This is a genomic window from Colwellia sp. 6_MG-2023 (assembly GCF_030547765.1).
In the GTDB taxonomy this organism is placed as follows: Bacteria; Pseudomonadota; Gammaproteobacteria; order Enterobacterales; family Alteromonadaceae; genus Colwellia.
This window is the reverse complement of sequence record NZ_JAUOPP010000003.1, coordinates 23,496-42,409: the sequence shown is the minus strand read 5'-3', so window position 1 is coordinate 42,409 and position 18,914 is coordinate 23,496. Positions and strand designations below refer to the sequence as shown.

Genomic DNA, 18,914 nt, shown 5'->3' with positions numbered 1-18,914 from the left:
ATATAATGTCAAATATAAGTAAAATAATAGCACGCGAAATTATGGACTCTCGTGGTAACCCAACTGTTGAAGCAGATGTTTATTTAGAATCGGGTGCTTGGGGACGTGCAGCAGCACCTTCTGGCGCATCAACCGGTTCACGTGAAGCATTAGAGCTACGTGACGGTGATAAATCTCGTTACTTAGGTAAAGGTGTCCTTAACGCCGTTGCTGCCATTAAAAATGATATTACACCTGCTTTAGTTGGCCAAAACGCACTTGAGCAAGCTAATATCGATAAAATCATGATCGATTTAGATGGCACTGAAAATAAAGAGAAATTTGGTGCAAATGCTATTTTAGCTGTGTCACTAGCTGTTGCTAAAGCTGCTGCAGCTGATAAAGGTGTTCAGTTGTTCGAACATATTGCTGACTTAAATGGTACCCCAGGTGTTTATAGCTTGCCTGTACCTATGATGAATATCATTAATGGTGGTGAGCATGCAGATAACAATGTTGATATTCAAGAGTTTATGGTACAGCCTGTCGGTGCTAAAAATTTCTCTGAAGCACTAAGAATGGGCGCTGAAATTTTTCATGCCTTGAAAAAAGTATTATCAAGCAAAGGTTTGAATACTGCTGTTGGTGATGAAGGTGGTTTTGCCCCTGACTTAGCCTCTAATGCTGACGCTTTAGCGGTAATTAAAGAAGCAGTTGCTGCTGCTGGCTACAAGTTAGGCTCAGATGTTACATTAGCGATGGATTGTGCTGCATCGGAATTTTACGATAGTGAAAAAGGTATTTATGACCTTAAAGGTGAAGGCAAGCAATTCACTTCAAATGAGTTCTCTGATTTCTTAGGTGAGCTTTGTAAAGAATACCCAATTGTTTCAATTGAAGATGGTTTAGATGAGTCTGATTGGGATGGTTTTAAATACCAAACTGATTTACTTGGCGATAAAGTACAAATTGTTGGTGATGATTTATTCGTGACTAACACTAAGATCTTTAAACGAGGTATTGAGACAGGTGTTGCTAACTCAATTTTAATCAAGTTTAACCAAATTGGTTCATTAACTGAAACGTTAGCTGCAATTCAAATGGCTAAAAGTGCTGGTTATACTGCTGTTATTTCTCATCGCTCAGGTGAAACAGAAGATGCAACTATTGCTGATTTAGCGGTAGGTACAGCAGCAGGTCAAATTAAAACAGGATCTTTATGCCGTTCAGATCGTGTTTCTAAATATAACCAATTATTACGTATTGAAGAATTTTTAGGTGATAAGGCTGTTTATAATGGTCTTAGTGAAATTAAAGGTCAATAACCATTTGTGTTATTCATTTTGAATAAAGATTTATAAACAGAGTGTTTATATCACCGTAATATATTTCAAGTGTCTTTGATTAAAAAACCGAGCTTTAAAGCTCGGTTTTTTTATCTGGCGTTGTATTTTTTATCGACAATCAAGTATGCTAAGAGATAACGAATTATCTGAATAATACAAATATAACTACTTGATTTATTAATTGATGTCGCAAACTTCTCTTTGGCAAACTGACCAGCAAAGTAATGACTTTGCAGAAATATGTAATGCGCTTTATGAGCGAGAGTTACGCCTGCTTGCACATGGTGAATTTACGTCTGTACAATCGGTACAAGGGCGTTTAAAGAGTTTAAGTTATTACATTAAGCGCACAGCCAATTTAATGACCCAAGTTAATGCACAGGGAATTAGTCCGTTAACATTAGATATTCAAAATGCGAGTTGGTCAGCAAAACAAGCCAGTAAGTTGTCGTTATCAGGACAGACAGCACCAGAAGTTTCTTCATGGTATTTAACACAAAAATTAACCTTAGGGTTAGTGGTGCCAATATTTATTGGGGGACATGTAATATTAGATTCTATTGATAAGATTGATGTCGAAAATAAACGACTTCGCAGTAATGTAGCTGGCTGGATTTCTCTTAGTAGCGATAGTTTAGCGGATAACTTTCCTGTAAATAATACCAAAATTAAGCTACTAAAACCGAATAAAAAGATTATGTTAGCGGCTTGCGCCGGACACTGTTGGAAAAATAAAACGTATAGTAGCGTGTCACAGCCGATCATACCAAGTTTACGTGAATTGTTACTTTCTTGTGCGATTAACTGGAAAGACTTCAAACAACCATTAGCGTTATAAATAAGAAGCCCATATAATAGTAAATCTTCTTGTCATTATTTATTTTATTAAGGGATTATGAGGGCATTTACAGTACTATTATTAATTGTGTTGGCTTTACTGCAATATCGACTTTGGTTCGGTAAAAACAGTGTGTCTGATTATTTATCTTTGCAAGAAGATGTTAAAGCTCAGCAACTAGTAAATGCCAAACTTCAACAACGAAATAAATTATTATATGCAGATACAGATGATCTCAAGTTAGGTACAGAAGCAATCGAAGAGCGTGCTAGAAATGAACTTGGTATGATTAAGGAAAATGAAACGTTTTTTCGTGTTGTTCCTAGTAAGAATAGTGAAGTAAATGACAATACCAACAAAGAGTTATATTAGTTGTGAATAATGCTATTCCATTCGTTGAAAATCAACAGTTTGTTGTCGTTGTTCCTGCTGCCGGTGTTGGCAAACGGATGTTGGCATCATGTCCTAAACAATATCTTACAATCAATGAACAAACTATTTTAAGTCATACAATTAAACGTCTACTTAGCCATAAAAATATAGCAAAAGTGATCGTAGCTATAAGTGATGATGATGGCTATTTTGTCAAAACAGCATTATCAGATAACCCTAACATTATAAAAGTTAGTGGTGGTGAAGAGAGAGTCGATTCTGTTTTAAGTGGTTTACAGGCGATTGATGAATTGGATTGGGTATTGGTACATGATGCAGCCCGACCTTGTATTACTCATGACGATATCGATAAACTTATTTTACAATGCCTTGAACATAATACAGGTGGAATCTTAGCAGCCCCTGTTGTTGATACCATGAAGCGTGCTAGCAGCAATGATTCTGGTCAAGCAGGTGTTGATAAAACAATTGATCGCAGTAGTTTGTGGCATGCTTTTACACCACAAATGTTTAAAGCCCAAGAATTAAAAGAAGCAATAATACAAGCTAAAGAAAAAGGGCTAGTAATTACGGACGAAGCTTCTGCTATTGAGTTTGTAGGCTTACCTTGTTTACTTATTCCAGGTAGAAGAGACAATATAAAAATAACGCGCCCAGAAGATTTAATCTTAGCTAGTTTTTATTTAAATCAGCAAAAAATTGAACATGAAAAGGATAAAAAATGCGTATAGGTCATGGTTTTGATGTACATAAATTTGGTGGCTCAGGACCCTTAATGCTTGCAGGAGTTGCCATTCCTTTTGATAAAGGTTTTATTGCGCATTCCGATGGTGATGTTGCTATACATGCGCTTTGCGATGCTATTTTAGGAGCACTTTGTTTAGGAGATATCGGGAATCATTTTCCTGATACTGATGGACAATATGAAAATATTTCTAGCAGAATTTTGCTACGTCATGTCGTGGCTTTAATGAATGAACAAGGTTATGAAGTTGGCAATGGTGATATAACCATTGTTGCTCAAGCACCTAAAATAGCACCTTATTTAATGGCAATGCGCGAGTGTCTAAGTGAAGACTTAAATTGTTCGTTAGGGCAAATTAATGTCAAGGCAACTACAACGGAAAAGCTAGGATATGCCGGTAGAAAAGAAGGCATTGCGGTTCATTGTGTTATATTGCTGACACCTCTTTCTCATTCCATTTCAGTGACAACAGAAATTTAATTTTACTGCTCCTTACGACTAATTCAGAGATAAATAATGTTACAAGAACTTGCCTATTTGCACCACAAACCTGAGTCTAAAGGTTTATTAAGAGTCAACCAAAGTGATTTTAAAGTGTTTGAACTACTGCCTTTTTTACCTTGCGGTGAAGGCGAGCACTTATTTATTCATATTAGAAAAACCGGTGCAAACACTGTTTTTGTTGCCCGAGAATTAGCTAAATATTTTAAGGTAAAAGAACAATTAGTGTCTTATGCAGGTTTAAAAGATCGCTTTGCTGTAACAGAACAATGGTTCGGTATTCATGTACCTGGTAAGCAAACATATGATTTATCAGATCTCGTTATTGAAGGTGTTGAAGTACTCAGTTACAAAAGACATAACAAAAAACTACGTACAGGCGCATTAACTGGTAATCGTTTTGAGTTAATATTACGTGACGTTACCGAACTTAAAACGTTGTATGAACGTTGGCAAAAAATTATAGAGCAGGGTGTGCCTAATTATTTTGGTGAACAGCGTTTTGGCATTGACGGTGGTAACATTGAACATGCATTAGGTTTGTTTTCAGGCACAAAAGTAAAAGATAAAAAGAAACGGGGGATGTATTTATCAGCAGCACGATCATATATTTTTAATGCGATAGTTAATCAACGTATTAAAAATAATACCTTCTCAGAATTACAATTAGGTGATGTATTAATGCTTGCCGGTTCTCAATCTGTGTTTCGCCCTAAAGAGATTGATGCTGTTCTTAAACAACGCTTAATTGAAAAAGATGTGGATATTACTGCAGCAATGTGGGGAGCTGGTGATCTAATGACAGCTGCTGAACCCGGTATACTTGAACAAGAAATCGCTGATAAGAACAGTGAATTTGCTAATGGCTTACCACGTTTTGGCTTAAAACAAGAGCGTCGACGTATTCGGTTAGTTGTTGATAATGCAGACATTGAGCTCTTAACAAATGACAGCTTGATTGAAGAAGCATTACCTGCTGTAAAAATTAGCTTCTCATTGGCTGCTGGTTCATATGCAACGACAGTGCTTCGAGAGTTAATTGATTATCAAGATTGCACTCAACGTGTTAATACACAGGCGAACGGTAATATAGAGTGAAATAATTAATGAGAATTTTATTAAGTAATGATGATGGTGTTCATGCATTGGGTATTAAAGTGCTACAACAAGAGCTAATAAAGTACTTTGATGTCACGGTTGTTGCACCGGATAGAAACTGCAGTGGAGCAAGTAATTCTTTAACTTTATTAAACCCTCTTAGAGCAGAAGTGTTAGAAAATGGTTTTATTTCTGTTAATGGCACGCCCACTGATTCAGTTCATTTAGGTGTTAGCCAACTTGCATCATCGTCATTTGATTTAGTTGTGGCTGGCATTAATAATGGCCCGAATTTAGGTGATGATACAATATATTCGGGTACTGTTGCTGCGGCGACTGAAGGTCGACATATGGGGTTACCTGCCATTGCTATATCGCTGCTAGGCAAAGATGAAAAGTATTATCAAACCGCGGCAATAATTACCGCGAGAATTATTAAGCGTATTCAAGAGCATCCTTTAGCTGCGGATCAAATTCTTAATATCAATGTGCCTGACGTGGCAATTGATGACATAAGAGGGATAAAAGTCACCCGTCTTGGTCATAGACATAAAGCTGAACAGATGCAGAAAATGAAAGACCCATGGCAAAGAGATATTTATTGGTATGGCAGGTTAGGTAAAGAGCTTGATGGTGGTGAAGGTACAGATTTTCATGCAGTAGCGAATAGTTATGTTTCAGTAACACCGCTCACTGTTGATATAACAGCACATAACAGTATAGATAGTATGAAAGAATGGATAGGTGAAGTAAGGTTATGATGAGTCATAAAAAAAATGCTAGGGCAGGCAGTAGAACAAAAAGAAGTGGAGAATTACTTGCACAAAAGTTGCAGGCTGAAGGCATAACAAATCCGCAGGTATTACATGCTATAGCAAGTTCACCTCGTCATATTTTCTTACCAGAAATATTGGCTCATAAAGCTTACGATAATACAGCCTTACCTATTGGACAAGGGCAAACTATATCTCAGCCTTATATAGTTGCAAAAATGTCAGAGCTATTATTGAATGATTATAAGCCTAAAAACATTCTAGAAATAGGTACCGGCTCAGGTTACCAAACTTCTATTTTAGCGCAACTAACAGATAAAGTTTTTTCGGTAGAGCGAATTAAGGCTTTACAGTTTCAAGCTAAGCGCTGTTTAAGATCGATAGATTTACATAATATTTCATTAAAGCATGGAGACGGTTGGCAAGGCTGGGCAAGTAAAGCTCCCTTTGATGCCATTATTGTAACCGCTGGTGCAGCTCGTGTGCCACAAGCATTACTTGATCAGCTGGTTGATGGTGGACGTTTAGTTATTCCTGTAGGCGATAAAACTCAAATACTGAAAACCATTACTCGCCATGGTGATAGTTATAGCGAAGAGCAAGTTGAAGTCGTTCGATTTGTACCGCTAGTCGCTGGAGAGTTATTGTAATGAAAATATTTACGGCGGTTTATGATTGGACGCTAAAATGGGCTGAGCATAAGTTTGCGCCACGGATGTTAGCACTGTTAACTTTTGCTGAATCGGTATTCTTTCCTATTCCGCCTGATGTTCTACTTGCACCTATGGTATTAGCTAAACCTGAAAAAGCATGGCGACTAGCCAGCCTGACAACGATTTCGTCTATTTTAGGAGGAGCTGTTGGTTATTTGCTTGGTTATATGATGTTTGAACCATGGATACAACCACTTATTACTGAATTTGGTTATCAAGCACGATTTGATACCGCAATAACTTGGTTTAATGAATGGGGTGTATGGGTAGTGTTTATTGCTGGCTTCTCACCTATACCTTATAAGTTATTTACAGTAAGTGCTGGCTTTTTACATATGGCATTTTTACCTTTTCTACTTGCTTCAGCTATTGGACGAGGGATGCGATTTTTCCTTGTTGCTGGATTAATTCAGTGGGGAGGAGAGGCTATTACACATAAATTACGTAAATGGATAGACATGATAGGTTGGACTGTTGTTGCACTAATTATCATTGCGTATTTAGTCTTGAAATAATTGTTCGTTTAACCATGATAGCGATTCAAATTAAAAATAATACAACGCCTAAAACACTTTTAAAATTATTGTGTTGTATTTTTTTAGTTCTGAATCTTTTGGCGTGCTCTTCTCGGGAAAAACCCGCTCCTGTAGTAACTGTCTATGGCAGTATTCCCTTAACTAAGCAAGCTCAAAATACTATCAATAGTACTGAATATGTAGTGCAGCCGGGAGAAACATTATATTCAATTGCATGGCGAGCAAATTCTGATGTTCGGCAAATAGCTAAATTGAATAATATTCCAGCTCCTTATAATATTTTTCCAAATCAAAAATTAATTTTAGTGGCGAATAAACAGACAAAAAGTGTAAAAGCTAGTAAGAATAAGCAGTACAGTAAAAGTCCGACTAAAAGCTCTACTCAAAAGAACAATACTGTAGTGAAAAAGAGTGTTGCATCTTCGAAAAAGCAGGCGTATGGTAAAAATATAAGTGATAAGAAAATAATAGAAAATAGTCAACCGAAAGATAATTTTTCTCAAAAAATTCGTCGTTGGCAATGGCCTGTTAAAGGAAAAATCATTGCCTATTTTTCTGCGAAAGAAAAAGGCAATAAAGGGATCGATATTACTGCTCGACGCGGTACTAAAATTAAGGCGACGGCAAGTGGTAAAGTTGTTTACTCGGGGAGCGCATTAAGAGGTTATGGCAAGTTAGTTATTATAAAGCACAATGATGATTATCTTAGTGCCTATGCCCATAATGATAAAATACTGGTAAAAGAACAGCAGCAAGTAAAGGCTGGAGATACTATAGCAACGATGGGAGATACTGATACAGAAAGGGTTATGCTTCATTTTGAAATACGTTTTCGTGGAAAGTCAGTTGATCCCTTAAAGTATTTGCCGAAGCGATAAGAAGTGTATTCTATTGAGGTATTAATCATAGTAAATCATTGATTAAAAAGAATACTGTTTGATTAAATAAATTGGAGTTAGTGTGAATATATAATAGTTAATAATAAGCTTGCGAGATAAGGGAGAACACCATGGTAAAAGAAAAAAAACAAACGACCGTGCTTAAAGACAAAGTACAAAAATCGTCAGGTGTTGATGCAACACAAATTTATTTAAGTGAAATAGGGTTTTCACCATTACTAAGCGCAGAAGAAGAAGTTTATTTCTCGCGCCTATCCCTAAAAGGTGATGAAGCATCACGTAAGCGTATGATAGAAAGCAATTTACGTTTAGTTGTTAAAATAGCTCGACGCTATAATAACCGTGGTTTACCTTTACTTGATTTAATTGAAGAAGGTAATTTAGGTTTAATTCGTGCTGTTGAAAAATTTGATCCTGAGCGAGGCTTTCGCTTCTCTACTTATGCTACTTGGTGGATTCGTCAAACGATAGAACGAGCGATAATGAATCAAACACGTACCATTCGCTTACCCATTCATGTCGTTAAAGAATTAAATATTTATCTACGAACTTCACGAGAACTTATTCAAAAGTTAGACCATGAACCAACCGCTGAAGATATAGCCAATACACTAGATAAACCGGTTGCAGATGTCACTAAAATGCTGCGTTTGAATGAACGTATAGCATCAGTAGATACACCTTTTTCAGGTGACTCAGATAAAGTATTACTCGACGTTATTCCTGATAGCAAAAGTAATGGTCCAGAAGGAGACTTACAGTCGGAAGATCTGAGTAATAACATAGTGAACTGGTTAAATGAGTTAAACTCCAAACAAAAAGAAGTAATTGCTAGACGTTTTGGTTTAATGGGCTATGAAGCTGAAACATTAGAAAATGTCGGCATTGAGATAGGTTTAACTCGTGAACGAGTTCGTCAAATTCAAGTGGAAGGACTGAAACGCCTTCGCGATATCTTAAGTCAGCAAAACTTATCGATTGAAGCGTTATTTGAAAATCAATAATTTAAAATGTAGTCAAAAAAATAATTAAATAATTAAATAATTAAATAATTAAATAATTAAATAATTAAATTATTAAAATAATAAAAAGCAGGCTGTAAAGAATAACTTTACAGCCTTTACATGATAACTTTGTATTACTTATTTCATTAGTATAATAACACTATAATGAAATAGCTGTGTCTAGCTTATCCTACCATATAGAATTAGTTTATTAATGAGTTAACTTTGTATGCTTCTCAAATTTTACAGTACAATGTAAACCTGAAGTATTTGCTAATTTTAGTGGTATTGTTAATGGCACTACTCTTTTAAGCCGCTAACGATTATAGTGTTGTCTTAACCGTTTCCTTATTGCTCGTGTGGTAGTGGCAGTAGCTGCTGAACAAATATTGTTCAATATTTGTTTTATTGATTTTACTGTAGAAATAAATAACAATTAATTGTTTATTTTGCTCAAGTTATTTTATTTTAAGCCGATACTATAATTGAAGATATTCGTCTAAACTTATCACAGGCGGCATCCACTCTATAAAAGGGAAAACTATGAACAATAAATTATTATCAAAATCACTGGTGTTTACTGCAATTTCTTTTATTGCAACAACGGTTAATGCACAAAGTGTTGATTTTCCGGTTAGTTTTAGAACAATTTCTGATGTTGAGATTCAACAAGTACAAGCGCTAAGTTTCGGCGCAACAATGTTTTCAGCCAATGGTGGTACATGTTCAATGGATGCATCTGGGACAACTATAAATGATGCGGACGCTGCTATTCTACGAGGAACACCTGTATCAGGTAGCCTTGCAGGTGCTGTGACAGGTACAGGTTGTATTGATACTGCAGCAGGTATATCTGGAAACCAAATAGGTATTTATCGAGTGATAGGCATTTCTGGTTCTGATGTTCAAATTACTGTCAATGAAGTAACTGGTAGTGACTTTACTTATACTCCGGATTCTGGCTGTATCAGTAATTATGATGGCGCTACCGCTGGCGATACCTGTCAATCTTTCTTTGTTTCCTCTCCGACAACTACCGCTTTAGCTGATGCGACAGATGGTGCTGATGCTAATGTTACTGAGGGCGAATTACGTATAGTGATTGGTGGTAAAATTACTATTAACACGGATTTAACCGCTGATACTAACTATTCGCAAGACTTTACAATTGATGCAATATATTAAGATAGTATCTTAAGGTACTATATTTAACGACGATGAAAAGCCATGTTATTATTCACATGGCTTTTTTTTGTCCGTTTTGTATTTGTTTGGTATTTAATGAGTTTTTATATGTTAGTAAAAGTAAAATATATATGTGTGTTAATCGTAATATTATTAACGATTGCCACTTTTAATGTTAATGCTATTAGTTTAACAAGTAATAGAATTTATCTTGATAATAATAATCGAGTTGCTTCATTTATTGTTTTAAATCGCAGTTTAACGGCTGAAGAATGCCGCTTGTCTTTTCGCTATTTTGAATTTGATAATGCTGCGGTAATGGGGAAAGAGTTAACCGATACATTACCGAGTAATAATACCAGTAAAACAGTTAAATTTTCGCCACGTCGATTTTCAATTGCTGCAGGTAAATCTCAAGCTATTCGCTTATCGTTAAGGCGCAGTGCAGACACAGATAAAGCTGAATATCACAGTTACTTAAGTGTTAGTTGTGGAAAAATTTCCCCTCCGACACCAAATTTAGTCAATGTTGCTCCGCGACTTGTACATAATGTTCCTATTGTTGCTCGCACAGCTAAATTGAATGCTCAAGCAAGCTTTACTAATGTAAAGCTATTAGATAATGGAAAAGTATCTTTTAGATTGAATCGGGAAGGAAATCGTTCAATCTACGGAGACTTAGAGGTTTTAAATAAGCGAACTGGCAAAAAAGTTAACGGGTTAAAGTCTATTTCAATCTATACTCAGTCAAGTTATCGAGATTTTGAATTTTCAGTACCTGTTAACCTTGCTGAAAGTGATATTTCGCTACGTTTTACCGAAGTAGAAAAATATGGCGGCTCTTTAACCGTTACACATAATGATTAAAATGTTACAACAATAATACAAGCAATTCTTGCTTAGCTAGAAGAGTTGCTTGCTGATATAGATTTCCACCTTTAATTATAATCTTAATTAATAAACTGTTGTTTAATTAATGGCATATAAAATGCTTTATGAATTATTCATGGATATTTTATCTTCGTAAAATCATTTTGCTATAATATCAATATATATGTATGAAACTTACGAGGCTTGAATAAAAAATAATTAATAACAATGGGTTAATATGAATAAAAAGAAATTAATACCTTATGAAGTACTGTTTTCAGTGCGTCATCTTTTTGTCATTTTTATTTTTTTATCTTGGAGCAGTGTAAGTTCTAGTGCTCAATTACATAAATTGGTTATTAATGATGAATTTTTATTGCTTGATACCTATTTAGATAAAGATCAAATATCTTCTTCGATAGATGCTTACTCTATAGATGGTAAATTACTTTTAGCGGTTCAGCCATTATTTGATGTATTAACATTAAGAAACTCGATTACAGGCAAAGAATTAAATGTATGGAAAGAGAACAAATTATATAGTTTTGAATTAATAGATAAAACTAAGATCAATGCTGATGGTTACTGGCTTGATGATGGTTATTATTTATTTATCGACAGTAAAACTCTCAGTGATTTATTTAATGTTGAAATTAGCTATAACGAGAGCAACCTAAAATTACATATAACTACTTCCGATTATAAATTTCCTAAACAGCAATTAGCAAAATTGTCTTTACAGCGTACTTTATCTCGCAACGGTAATAAAGTTAACTATTCTGATTTACTTGATGAAGACATTATTGAAGATGAATATCGTTTATTTACTATACCTCATGGCAGCTTTTCGAGTAATTTGAATCTTGATAGTGATGATAACACTTCGCTTAATTATTCATTGCAAACAGTTTCTGATTTTTTATATCACTCTGCAAATATCACTATTACTGATACCAACAAACAAGATCTTACTGGATCGGTACGCTTTTCAAGATATAAAACCAAGCCAAATGAGATGATTTTTGATGCTTTTGATAGTTATTCCTTTGGTGATATTAGTACTACAGGTAGGAATTTAACAACATCAACGCGATCTGGGCTAGGTGCTGTGTTCTCGCGAGCACCAGAAGCATATCGCAATAGGAACGTTGGTATAACGTTAGAAGAAACAGCAATTCCTGGCTGGAGTGCTGAACTTTATCGTAATGGACAGTTTATTGAGCTAAAAGTAGTGCCTGCTGATGGTAATTTGATCTTTGATGACGTCGAAACGCAATATGGTAATAATCGTTACGAAATTAAGCTTTATGGTCCTTTCGGGGAAGAAAAAATAATAACCCGTTATTATAATATTGATAGTAATGCTTTATCAGCAGGACAAATGGCTTATAGTTTTTATGGGGTTGATCGTACTAAAAGGGTTATTAATGATCAAAGCGACACTGATTTTTCACTTACGGATTCTGGTTTTACTTTTGACTATGGCATAAGTGATAATTGGTTACTTGGTTTAAGTGCTGTTCAATCGACGACTAACTTTAATGGGAAAAAACAAAGTTTTGTTACTTTAAAAAATGCTTTTGTTCTGCCTGGATATTTATTTGAAAATGAAATTTCAGCACAAAACGAGGCAGGTTATTCACAAATATCAACGCTTACAGGTAATGCTTATGGCAGAGATACCTTTTCTGTTGTTTATCAATCAGCAGATGATTTTAGAAGTAGCAGGATTAATTCAGCTGATAGCCGTTGGCACAATATTTATGCTAATTATGCCGGTTCTCTTCCATCTTTAGGCTCTCTTGGCTATGGCATAGGGGTCGGTTATAACACCATTAAAGATGATAGTTCTGTCGATAATATTTTGGGAAAAGAAGATAACCATTGGCAATTTAATCAACGATTATCAAAATCATTTGGTGGTGTCAGTGTGACTAATACTTTGTATTATAACCGTTATGAACAGCTAGAATTTGAAACAATTACTGAAGAAGATAAAATAAACAATGCGCGTGTATTACTTGAAGACTGGTCTGGTAACTTAGGTCTTGGTGGTTCACTGACGAATAATTTAAGATTGAATGCAGGTATACAGTATAAGCCCGATAATGATAGCGATATCATTCAAAGTGGTAATATTACTTTAAGTTGGTTTAACAATAGATTCTATCATAGCCTTCGAGGTATTTATTATTTAGCTGACACCAATAATAAATGGCAACTTGGTTACAACATGAGTTGGGATAACAATTACTTTTCGAGTAATTTATCTAGTACTTATAATGCGGAAGATGAATGGACTATTGGTTTAGGATTTAATTTGTTTTTTGGGTATGATCATCACAATAAGACAATGAGAATATCGAACGATTTATCCTCGGGCTCTGCTTCTATTAATACCTATAGTTATTTAGATAGAAACCCAAATGGTTGGAGGGATGAATCTGACTGGGATTTAGAAGGGGTTTCTTTTACAGGTAATAGTGCCTGGAAAAATATAAAAAGTGGTGAGAATGGCAGAGTAGTCGTGCCAGGGGTAAGTACAAATACACCTTTTAAATTTAATGCTAGTTGGGAGTATGGCACCAGTACACTACAGAAAGATTATGTCATATATACTCATCCGGGCGCTTATGTTGATGTTAATATCCCGTTTTATATTACTACTGATATTTCAGGTTTTGTGTATGTAACGAATAGTGAAAACGAAGATCGACCTTTAGCAGGAGCGATTTTATATATACAAAATAGTTTTGGTGAAATAGTTAAAGAAGTAAATACAGATCAAGATGGCTTTTATGAAGCGAGAAACCTTAAGCCAGGACGTTATCAAGTTGCCATTCTACCAGAGTATTTAGATAAAAGTGGCTTCACTGCGAACAATGTTGGTTTTGAATTTACAACGAGTAGTAAAGGTGGGTTTGTTGAGCTTGATGATATAAAGTTAACACTTTCAGATAGTAATGGACAAAGAAAAGCGCAAAATTTACGACTATTACGCTTGAATGTTAATAATTCAGGGCAACAAGTTTGGCTAGATAAAGACGATCCGCTTAGTCGACAAATTTATAGTTTACCTGCTCGTACTAATTTTCAAGTGCAACAACGTTATTCTCAACCTGACAAACTTCCTGTTGCACCCAAACGCAGGGATTACATAGCCATAAATCCCGTGCAGCGAAATGAACTTCCAATAAAGCCTATAGAAAGAACTGAGAGCATAGTTAAAATGCAAGAAAGAGAACACTTGCCAGAAGCGCTAACTCGCACGTTATCATCGATTAAGGCGAAGGAGTTAAATAATAATTTAACTCGCTTAAATGGAAGCGTAACTCCTGAAAAAATTGTTGACAATAATGATACTATAGGCACAGAGTTTGTGATACAGCTAGCTGCTCACAATTATAGAGCAAATGCATTAGCTGCGGCTAAGCAGTTCAATAGTTCAATCCCATTATATATTGCTGAAAAGGAAATTAATGGGGTGAAAAAATACTGTATAATTAGCCAAGCCTATAGTGACTATCAAACAGCAAAAGCGCGATTGGCTACTAATAATGTAATCGGGTGGGTAACATCCAATAATGCTTATTTTAATGTGCAAAAATTAAGTGATTAAAAGTAAAGGCTTTTACTGTATTGACACTGTCAATGATATCAAAGGGGAGAGGGAGGTATTATGAAAATTAAATTAACACTGATAGTCATTTTCTGCTTGTTTTTCACTTTTTTTCACAGCAGTACTAAAGCTGATGCATATATTATTGAAAGGAGTCGGATTAATTTTGGTTCGTTAATTTATATCTCTGGTGGTTGTGTCATGGCCTATGACACAAAATTAATCACTAATGTAATAGGCTCTAATATTTGTATCTCTGAAGAAGGGCAATTAGGCAAGTACCGTATTTATGCCGACCCTCATACTGAAATAGCCATTACTGTCAAGTCACACAATGATAATGGCAGTGGCATTATTTATGTGCCTGATGGTGAAGTAACGAATGATATAGAAAGTAAATTAATAATCGCTGATACCGGTATAACGATTAATAGCGAAACATCAGGGATTATTGATATAAACCTAGGCGGAAGGATCAGAATTAACGGTATATTAAATTCAAATAATACTTATTCTGAAAACTTCAGTATTGAGTTTAATGAGATTTAATTGTTATATAAAGCTATTTTACTGTTAATTAATTTAAAGGCACATTTTATGCATTATTTATTTGAACTGAACCTGAAACATAAAGAAAGTGCTATGTTTTTGACTTTTACTTACTAGGTATTGTTATGAAATTTTACGTATGTTTACTTTTGATAGGGCTATTAACTGCCTGTACGTCATTTTCACAGAATGATTTTTATCATACTTTTAGAACAGAAAAGCCAGAAAAAATAGAAAAGACAAAAGTGGTTAAGCATAAACCCATTGATAGTGAAAATTTAGAAAATCATAGCTTAAATGCAATTGTACAAGGCCTAGCTTTTCAAATGTTAGATAACAGTGTTTTTGTTAGTCATAAAACACCTATTGCCATGGCTTCTTTTGTTAATTTAAATGATTTAGAAAGTACTAGCTGGCTAGGAAATTTAATATCAGAGAGTTTTATATATGAATTTCAACGTCATGGTTTAATTGTTGTAGATTTTAAAACGACCGGTTTTTTTAGAGTTACTAGTGAAGGGGATTTTGTTTTTAGCCGCGATTGGAAAGAATTACCGGACAATCAAATTATAGATTATGTAGTTACAGGTACTTTATTGGAACAAAAAGATGGTTTTATTGTTAATGCTCGAATGATCGGTATGATATCTCATGTGGTTGTTGCAACAGCTCAGACTTTTATTCCTCGATGGGCTATAGGTGAAATGTTATCTAAAGATAACCTTGTAGAAGATGATATGAAAGTAGAGAAGTCTGCTGATAAAGAAAATGATAAAGCATCTTGGATTGAGATTACTAACTAACGTAAAATAATTAGCCTTATTATACCGTGCTATAAAATAAGTATTGTTTAATAAGCAATGTTCAATGAGCGCTGTTTAATAAATATCGTTTACTATAAAAATCTTCTAATTTATTAAAATGCTAACCATATTAGACAGTGCACTATTAAAGCTGTAAAGTTTAGCTTCAACATTCCTGTGTCATCACAAAAATATGATTGCTGACTTATCTCATTTAGTGAAGATAAGTCAGCAGTTCAGTCTTTTTCAATATATTAAAGCTTTGTTTTTAAGTCGAATAGCAAGTCTAATGCTTGTTTAGGCGATAAGTCATTCACATCAGTATTACGTAAAGTATCTATTGCAGGGTGTTCATCTGCGACCAAGGCTAATTGTTGAAAATTGTCTGATTGTGGAGGCAAAATAGAAGCAACTTCCTGATTCTCTAACTCGAGCAGTCTTTGCTTAGCCCGTTTGATAACCATTTTAGGAACTCCGGCAAGTTGAGCAACTTGTAAACCAAAGCTTTTACTTGCCGGGCCTTCTTGCACTGCATGCATGAAAATAATGCTATCGTCATGCTCCATTGCATCTAAATGTACATTGGCTAGCGTTGGTATTTCTTGGGCAAGTAAAGTTAATTCGAAATAGTGGGTAGCAAATAAAGTAAATGCTTTTGTTTTTAACGCTAACATTTCAGCACAAGCCCATGCTAAAGAAAGACCATCATAAGTACTAGTGCCACGCCCAATTTCGTCAAGTAAAACTAAGCTTTTCTCGGTAGCATTATGAAGAATATTAGCGGTTTCAGTCATTTCAACCATAAAAGTTGAGCGACCACTCGCTAAATCATCAGAGGCACCGATACGGGTAAATATTCTATCAACTAAGCCAATTTTAGCTGAATTGGCTGGAACAAAGCAGCCAATATGCGCAAGTAACACAATTAATGCAGTTTGACGCATATAAGTTGACTTACCGCCCATATTAGGGCCTGTAATTATTAACATCTTACGTTGTTCTGTTAATAGGATTGGGTTAGCAATAAAGGTGTTATTAGTCATTTGTTCCACTACTGGATGTCGACCTGCATCTATTTCAATTCCAGTAGCATTGACTAAGGTAGGTTTTACATAATTTAGGGTAATAGAACGCTCAGCAAAGTTAGTTAATACGTCAAATTCAGCAATAGCTTGACTGAGTGTTTGTAATCTTGCTAATTCAGGTAGTACGAGATCGAATAATTCTTGGTAAAGGCGTTTCTCTAATGCTAAAAATTTACCTTGAGCACTTAGTACTTTATGTTCATGCTCTTTTAATTCTTCAGTAATAAAACGTTCATTATTTTTTAATGTTTGGCGGCGTATATAATCGTCAGGTACGTCATTTGCCGCCGTTCTACTCATTTCAATAAAGAACCCATGAACTTTGTTATAGCCTACTTTTAAAGAATGGATACCAGTACGTTCTTTTTCTCTTTGTTCTAATTGTGCTAGAAACTCAGTCGCACCATCACTTAAATCACGTAAGACATCGAGTTCTTCATGATAACCAGGTGCTATAACACCGCCATCTCGAATAAGGACAGGTGGATTATCGACAAGTGCTTTTTCCAGTAGCTCTTGAATACTAGGGATTGGTGCCATTAATTTAGCTAATGTGTTTACATAACCAGTATTGGCGCTTGCTGATAAGTAGTTTTGTAGTTCGGGTAAAGATTGTAAGGTATTACGTAATCGAGCAAAGTCACGCGGTCTTGCTGAGCCTAATGCTATGCGAGAGACAATACGTTCAATATCACCAAAGCCTTTTAAAATGGGTTTTGCATCAATATGTAAGTCAGTTGAAATTATTTGTTCAATGGCATTTTGTCTATCAGATAAAATACTTAAATCACGCAATGGAAAATGTAACCAACGTTTTAATAAACGAGATCCCATAGGGGTAGCAGCATAATCTAATATCGCAGCCAGAGCATTATCCACACCACCTTGTAAGTTTTGTGTTAGCTCTAAATTTCGTCTTGTTGTTGCATCAAGGACGACACCCGAAGTCGCAGATTCGCAAATTATTGCACGAATATGTGGTAATGCGGTTCGTTGTGTATCTTTCACGTATTGAAATAAACACCCTGCAGCAGATAAACCTAATAATTTATCATCAACACCAAACCCAGTTAGCTCTTTTGTTCCAAACTGTTTATTAAGTAAAGCCACTGATGTTTCAAGATCAAACTCCCATTCTGGACGTCGGCGTAATCCTTTATATTGATCAACATGTTGCAGTGATGAAAGCGTTTCTGAGTAAAGTAATTCAGCAGGTGAAAGGCGTTGTAATTCTGCCTGTAATTGTTCACTTGTTTGCGGCTCTGTAATGACAAAACGGCCACTAGTCATATCTAAATAAGCTAAACCGAAACTTGGATCGGAAGCTTTTTTAGACTTAGCGTTATTTTCAGTAATAGCAACAATTAAGTTGTCTTGCCTATCAGATAAAAGCGCTTCATCACTCACTGTACCTGGCGTTATAATTCTGACTACTTTACGTTCTACTGGGCCTTTACTTGTTGCAGGGTCACCAATTTGTTCACATATAGCAACGGACTCTCCCAGTTGAACTAGTTTAGCTAAATAATTTTCTACCGCATGGTAAGGAACGCCTGCCATTGGAATAGCGTTCCCGCCTGTTTTACCGCGTGCTGTCAATGAAATATCTAATAAGTCAGCGGCTTTTTTTGCATCATCAAAGAATAGTTCGTAGAAATCACCCATACGATAAAAAATCAGAATATTAGGGAATTCTGCTTTTATTGTTAGGTATTGACGCATCATAGGGGTGTGTGAAGAAAGGTCTTGCGTTGTTGTGGTCATTTAAATGCTGCAACTCATAGAATCAATAAGGTTGGTGAAAGAGGATTATGCCATATTTAACAAATAAAATTATGAATTATTTTTATAAAAACTTTAAATTTAGCTTAGCTATAAAACTACTGTGTAAACAGTGGTAAATCAAATTAATAACTTTTTTAAGTCAAAAATTAAAAAGTTATTAATGTTGTTTTTAATCTTTTATATCAATAGGTTA

The 18,914-nt window shown here is 35.2% G+C and carries 17 protein-coding genes; 16 read left to right on the top strand and 1 reads right to left on the bottom strand.

What is annotated here, in order from left to right; translation table 11 throughout:
• Positions 1-5 precede the first annotated feature (5 nt).
• The 16 genes from eno (at position 6) to Q4503_RS02775 (ending at position 15,851) form a co-directional block, all read left to right on the top strand.
• Positions 6-1,304: a phosphopyruvate hydratase gene (gene eno / locus Q4503_RS02850; RefSeq protein ID WP_215971338.1), complete on the top strand. Its 1,299-nt coding sequence runs from the start codon at positions 6-8 to the stop codon at positions 1,302-1,304.
• 205 nt (positions 1,305-1,509) lie between these two features.
• Entirely contained in the window at positions 1,510-2,163 is a 654-nt protein-coding gene (locus tag Q4503_RS02845) for a hypothetical protein (RefSeq protein ID WP_215971337.1), read from the top strand.
• Between the two features lie 57 nt (positions 2,164-2,220).
• Positions 2,221-2,535 carry a cell division protein FtsB gene (gene ftsB, locus Q4503_RS02840; protein WP_215971336.1) on the top strand — a complete coding sequence of 105 codons (315 nt, stop codon included), beginning with the start codon at positions 2,221-2,223 and terminating at the stop codon, positions 2,533-2,535.
• 2 nt (positions 2,536-2,537) lie between these two features.
• A complete protein-coding gene (gene ispD / locus Q4503_RS02835; RefSeq protein ID WP_303495257.1) occupies positions 2,538-3,287 on the top strand; it encodes a 2-C-methyl-D-erythritol 4-phosphate cytidylyltransferase in 750 nt (249 codons plus the stop codon).
• Entirely contained in the window at positions 3,278-3,781 is a 504-nt protein-coding gene (gene ispF / locus Q4503_RS02830) for a 2-C-methyl-D-erythritol 2,4-cyclodiphosphate synthase (RefSeq protein ID WP_215971335.1), read from the top strand. Before ispD ends, ispF begins: the two co-directional genes overlap by 10 nt.
• Positions 3,782-3,817: 36 nt before the next feature.
• Positions 3,818-4,900, top strand: coding sequence for a tRNA pseudouridine(13) synthase TruD (gene truD / locus Q4503_RS02825; protein WP_303601338.1), 1,083 nt, complete (start codon positions 3,818-3,820; stop codon positions 4,898-4,900).
• Between the two features lie 8 nt (positions 4,901-4,908).
• Positions 4,909-5,661, top strand: a complete 753-nt coding sequence (gene surE, locus Q4503_RS02820) for a 5'/3'-nucleotidase SurE (protein ID WP_215971333.1) — start codon at positions 4,909-4,911, stop codon at positions 5,659-5,661.
• On the top strand, positions 5,661-6,323 hold the full coding sequence (locus Q4503_RS02815) for a protein-L-isoaspartate(D-aspartate) O-methyltransferase (RefSeq protein WP_215971378.1): 663 nt from the start codon (positions 5,661-5,663) through the stop codon (positions 6,321-6,323). Before surE ends, Q4503_RS02815 begins: the two co-directional genes overlap by 1 nt.
• Positions 6,323-6,901, top strand: coding sequence for a YqaA family protein (locus tag Q4503_RS02810; RefSeq protein ID WP_215971332.1), 579 nt, complete (start codon positions 6,323-6,325; stop codon positions 6,899-6,901). Before Q4503_RS02815 ends, Q4503_RS02810 begins: the two co-directional genes overlap by 1 nt.
• 14 nt (positions 6,902-6,915) lie before the next feature.
• Positions 6,916-7,800 carry a peptidoglycan DD-metalloendopeptidase family protein gene (locus Q4503_RS02805; RefSeq protein WP_303601337.1) on the top strand — a complete coding sequence of 295 codons (885 nt, stop codon included), beginning with the start codon at positions 6,916-6,918 and terminating at the stop codon, positions 7,798-7,800.
• A gap of 131 nt (positions 7,801-7,931) precedes the next feature.
• Positions 7,932-8,825 (top strand): RNA polymerase sigma factor RpoS, encoded by an 894-nt coding sequence (rpoS, locus tag Q4503_RS02800; RefSeq protein ID WP_215971330.1) that lies wholly within the window; start codon positions 7,932-7,934, stop codon positions 8,823-8,825.
• Between the two features lie 543 nt (positions 8,826-9,368).
• Positions 9,369-10,010, top strand: a complete 642-nt coding sequence (locus Q4503_RS02795) for a hypothetical protein (protein ID WP_215971329.1) — start codon at positions 9,369-9,371, stop codon at positions 10,008-10,010.
• Positions 10,011-10,118: 108 nt separating this feature from the next.
• Positions 10,119-10,877 carry a hypothetical protein gene (locus tag Q4503_RS02790; protein WP_215971328.1) on the top strand — a complete coding sequence of 253 codons (759 nt, stop codon included), beginning with the start codon at positions 10,119-10,121 and terminating at the stop codon, positions 10,875-10,877.
• A 241-nt stretch (positions 10,878-11,118) separates the two neighbouring features.
• The gene (locus Q4503_RS02785) at positions 11,119-14,499 is read left to right on the top strand and encodes a carboxypeptidase-like regulatory domain-containing protein (RefSeq protein WP_303601336.1); all 3,381 of its coding nucleotides are present in this window, start codon (positions 11,119-11,121) and stop codon (positions 14,497-14,499) included.
• Positions 14,500-14,559: 60 nt separating this feature from the next.
• Positions 14,560-15,048, top strand: coding sequence for a hypothetical protein (locus Q4503_RS02780; protein ID WP_303601335.1), 489 nt, complete (start codon positions 14,560-14,562; stop codon positions 15,046-15,048).
• A 125-nt stretch (positions 15,049-15,173) separates the two neighbouring features.
• Positions 15,174-15,851 carry a FlgO family outer membrane protein gene (locus Q4503_RS02775; RefSeq protein ID WP_303601334.1) on the top strand — a complete coding sequence of 226 codons (678 nt, stop codon included), beginning with the start codon at positions 15,174-15,176 and terminating at the stop codon, positions 15,849-15,851.
• Positions 15,852-16,105: 254 nt separating this feature from the next.
• Here the strand turns inward: Q4503_RS02775 and mutS are convergent, their stop codons facing one another.
• Complete coding sequence (gene mutS, locus Q4503_RS02770) at positions 16,106-18,700, bottom strand: DNA mismatch repair protein MutS (protein WP_303601333.1); 2,595 nt, start codon at positions 18,698-18,700, stop codon at positions 16,106-16,108.
• Between the last annotated feature and the right edge of the window lie 214 nt (positions 18,701-18,914).

Bases quoted from the DNA above. Each gene is read 5' to 3' on its own strand.
- eno (WP_215971338.1), top strand. From the start codon at position 6: ATGTCAAATATAAGTAAAATAATAGCACGCGAAATTATGGACTCTCGT.
- Q4503_RS02845 (WP_215971337.1), top strand. From the start codon at position 1,510: ATGTCGCAAACTTCTCTTTGGCAAACTGACCAGCAAAGTAATGACTTT.
- ftsB (WP_215971336.1), top strand. From the start codon at position 2,221: ATGAGGGCATTTACAGTACTATTATTAATTGTGTTGGCTTTACTGCAA.
- ispF (WP_215971335.1), top strand. From the start codon at position 3,278: ATGCGTATAGGTCATGGTTTTGATGTACATAAATTTGGTGGCTCAGGA.
- truD (WP_303601338.1), top strand. From the start codon at position 3,818: ATGTTACAAGAACTTGCCTATTTGCACCACAAACCTGAGTCTAAAGGT.
- surE (WP_215971333.1), top strand. From the start codon at position 4,909: ATGAGAATTTTATTAAGTAATGATGATGGTGTTCATGCATTGGGTATT.
- Q4503_RS02815 (WP_215971378.1), top strand. From the start codon at position 5,661: ATGAGTCATAAAAAAAATGCTAGGGCAGGCAGTAGAACAAAAAGAAGT.
- Q4503_RS02810 (WP_215971332.1), top strand. From the start codon at position 6,323: ATGAAAATATTTACGGCGGTTTATGATTGGACGCTAAAATGGGCTGAG.
- Q4503_RS02805 (WP_303601337.1), top strand. From the start codon at position 6,916: ATGATAGCGATTCAAATTAAAAATAATACAACGCCTAAAACACTTTTA.
- rpoS (WP_215971330.1), top strand. From the start codon at position 7,932: ATGGTAAAAGAAAAAAAACAAACGACCGTGCTTAAAGACAAAGTACAA.
- Q4503_RS02795 (WP_215971329.1), top strand. From the start codon at position 9,369: ATGAACAATAAATTATTATCAAAATCACTGGTGTTTACTGCAATTTCT.
- Q4503_RS02790 (WP_215971328.1), top strand. From the start codon at position 10,119: ATGTTAGTAAAAGTAAAATATATATGTGTGTTAATCGTAATATTATTA.
- Q4503_RS02785 (WP_303601336.1), top strand. From the start codon at position 11,119: ATGAATAAAAAGAAATTAATACCTTATGAAGTACTGTTTTCAGTGCGT.
- Q4503_RS02780 (WP_303601335.1), top strand. From the start codon at position 14,560: ATGAAAATTAAATTAACACTGATAGTCATTTTCTGCTTGTTTTTCACT.
- Q4503_RS02775 (WP_303601334.1), top strand. From the start codon at position 15,174: ATGAAATTTTACGTATGTTTACTTTTGATAGGGCTATTAACTGCCTGT.
- mutS (WP_303601333.1), bottom strand. From the start codon at position 18,700: ATGACCACAACAACGCAAGACCTTTCTTCACACACCCCTATGATGCGT.